Source organism: Pelomonas dachongensis (assembly GCF_043555865.1).
Classification (GTDB): Bacteria; Pseudomonadota; Gammaproteobacteria; order Burkholderiales; family Burkholderiaceae_C; genus Pelomonas; species Pelomonas dachongensis.
In genome coordinates, this window is the sequence record NZ_JBIGHY010000037.1 from 1 (window position 1) to 596 (window position 596).

Consider the following 596-nt stretch of genomic DNA (forward strand, 5'->3'; position numbering starts at 1 on the left):
GTGAGCGTCTGGCCGCGCCATCTTGACTGACGACGGTCAGCCTTGTGCTTCGGTTTCGTCAGTGACCACGGTGTCCGAGTAGTAGCGAGCGACGGCCTTGTCCAGCCGTTTGAGCAACGCCGTCAGGGACTCGCCATTTCGCCGTACGAGCAGCGCGATGGTGTTATGGAAGTCCGCAGCGCAAGCAACGCACGGGATGTCGTCCCGCGGCTCAATCGAGACGCTGCCGCCATCTTGCAGGAGCTCGTCGATGTTCCTCATCGGCCCGCGGTATCTTCTGCCAATCGTGGCGTCCACCGGTGCGGCAACAGCTCGGCGAGCCGCGTGTTGGGCAGCGTCGGCAGGCGCTCCAACACGTCGCGCAGGTAGGCCCACGGGTCGTGCCCGTTCAGGCGTGCGGACTGCACCAGGCTCATGATGATGGCCGCTCGCTGGCCCGCGAGCTCGCTGCCCACGAACTGCCATGCTCGGCGCCCCATCGCCCAGGGCTTGATCTGCCGCTCCAGATGGTTGTTGTCGATCGCCACCGCGCCGTCCTCGAGGTGACGCGTGAGCGCGGCCCAATGCCCCAGTGTGTAGTCGATCGCCTTGGCCGT

At 65.9% G+C, this 596-nt stretch carries 2 protein-coding genes; both read right to left on the reverse strand.

The window, feature by feature from the left end:
- Positions 1-36 precede the first annotated feature (36 nt).
- Positions 37-261 (reverse strand): hypothetical protein, encoded by a 225-nt coding sequence (locus ACG02S_RS26210; RefSeq protein WP_394473440.1) that lies wholly within the window; start codon positions 259-261, stop codon positions 37-39.
- On the reverse strand, positions 258-596 hold a 339-nt coding region (locus tag ACG02S_RS26215; RefSeq protein WP_394473441.1), incomplete at its 5' end, for an IS66 family transposase. The genes ACG02S_RS26215 and ACG02S_RS26210, both read right to left, overlap by 4 nt.

Coding starts and splice junctions, on each gene's coding strand:
- ACG02S_RS26210 (WP_394473440.1), bottom strand. CDS start 261: ATGAGGAACATCGACGAGCTCCTGCAAGATGGCGGCAGCGTCTCGATT.